Genomic DNA, 1,948 nt, shown 5'->3' with positions numbered 1-1,948 from the left:
GCCTGGATCGCCAGATCCAGCATGACTATGCCGGCGACGAGCAACCACAGAGACATGCCCATGAAGGCGATCGGCAGCCAGGCCGCCATCATCAGCAGCAGGCCGAGTCCGGTGACCAACTGGCCGCGGCCGCGATCGACGAGGCCACCGGTCCAGCGCGCACCGAGCGCGCCGGCGACGCCCGCAAGGCCGAAAAGCCCGATCTCGGTATGCGAAAGTGAAAATGGCTCGGCGCTCAACGGCAGCACCAGCGGCGCCCACAGCACGTTGAAGCTGGCGAAGATCAGCATGGCCAGCACCGCCCGCACGCGCAGCAGCGGCTCCTGTACGAACAGCAGCAGCACCGAAGCGAGCAGGCGCGGATAGGATGTGCGTGGCCGCTCCGCCTCGTGGCGCGGCAGGATCAGGTAGAGAACCATCGCCATGACGAGCGTCAACCCGGCCGAGACAAGATAAACCCAGCGCCAACCGGCGAAATCGGCGACGACCCCTGAAGCGAAGCGGGCAAGCAGGATGCCCAGGATGACACCGCTGGTGACGGTGCCGACCGCCCGCCCCCGCTGCGACGCTACGGCGAGGTCGGCAGCGAAGGCGACCAGCACCTGCACCACCACCGCAAGCAGCCCGACCACCGCCAGGCTCGCCAGCAGCATCGCCGCATTGGGCGCGACCCCGACCGCCACCAGCGCCACGGCAGACAGAATCGCCTGCCCGGCAATCAGCTTGCGGCGATCGAACAGGTCGCCCAGCGGCACGATGAAGAACAGGCCGAGCCCATAGCCGATCTGCGTTACCGTCACCACGATGCCAACCGAGGCCGGCGCGATAGCAAAATCATGCGCCATGGCGTCGAGCAGCGGATGGGCGAAATAGACATTGGCAACGCTCAGGCCGCAGGCGATGGCGAAGATCAGCGCGGTCAATCGTGACAATCCCGCAGGCGGCGGCGCCACCCGAGGCGGCCCATCGGATTGCTCGAGGCTTGTTGCACCGCTGTTCACCACCTGCATGTTCATGTCTGCTCTCTCCATAAAAGGTTTCAACTTGAAACCTCTTGCTGGATAGGCAGAACAGTTTTATGTTGCAACCGAAAATCGAATGTTGGACCAACGACTGCCATGGTGAAACGAACGAGCCACCACGAAGCGGATTGCCTCATAGCGCGACCACTGGACGCGATTGGCGACTGGTGGTCGCTGCTCATCGTGCGTGACGCGTTCGACGGCTTGCGGCGCTTCGGCGAATTCCAGAAGAGCCTCGGCGTCGCCAAGAACATCCTGTCGTCGCGGCTGCGCAATCTCGTCGCGCATGGCATCCTCGAAACGGTCCCGGCACCCGACGGCAGCGCGCACCATGAATATGTGCTGACGCAAAAGGGACGCGGCCTGTTCTATGTCCTGGTTGCCCTGCGGCAATGGGGCGAGACCTACTTCGCCGGACCGGGCGAACCCTATACCTTCATGGTCGACAATCTCACCGGCCGGCCGATCAAGCGCCTGGAAGTCCATGCCGAGGACGGGCGGCAGCTTGCCCCCGGCGAAACCCGGCTTGCCGACTTTCGCAACCGCGAAACCGGTTAAGAGCTGCTGCCTGCCAACAGGCGTGGCGGAATCGATTTCCGCTCGACCAGACAGGGAATCGGCTATCGTTTCCTGCAGCACAGAGGGTGGAGTGACCAATGAAAGCCGTCGTCTTCGAGAAATTCGGCGAAGCGCCGACGATCCAGACCGTTCCCGATCCGAAGCCGGCAGCCGATGGCGTCGTCATCAAGGTCGAGGCGACCGGTCTGTGCCGCAGCGACTGGCATGGCTGGATGGGTCATGACGACGGCATCACGCTGCCGCATGTGCCGGGCCACGAACTGGCCGGCATCGTCGTCGCCGCCGGCAAGCAGGTCACCCGCTGGAAGGCCGGCGAGCGCGTCACGGTGCCGTTCGCCGTTGGCTGC

The 1,948-nt window shown here is 64.5% G+C and carries 3 protein-coding genes; 2 read left to right on the top strand and 1 reads right to left on the bottom strand.

What is annotated here, in order from left to right:
• Window positions 1-1,016 (bottom strand): MFS transporter (locus EN749_RS34885; protein WP_145991152.1); only part of this gene is annotated, 1,016 nt, incomplete at its 3' end.
• A gap of 102 nt (window positions 1,017-1,118) precedes the next feature.
• Between EN749_RS34885 and EN749_RS34880 the strand changes: the two genes are divergently transcribed.
• Window positions 1,119-1,580, top strand: coding sequence for a helix-turn-helix domain-containing protein (locus EN749_RS34880; RefSeq protein WP_127271974.1), 462 nt, complete (start codon window positions 1,119-1,121; stop codon window positions 1,578-1,580).
• A gap of 98 nt (window positions 1,581-1,678) precedes the next feature.
• Window positions 1,679-1,948, top strand: a 270-nt coding sequence (locus EN749_RS34875) for an alcohol dehydrogenase catalytic domain-containing protein (RefSeq protein WP_148674725.1), incomplete at its 3' end; no start/stop codon positions are given.

The organism is Mesorhizobium sp. M7A.F.Ca.ET.027.02.1.1, assembly GCF_004022985.1.
Classification (GTDB): domain Bacteria; phylum Pseudomonadota; class Alphaproteobacteria; order Rhizobiales; family Rhizobiaceae; genus Mesorhizobium.
This window is presented reverse-complemented; position numbering and strand designations above follow the sequence as displayed.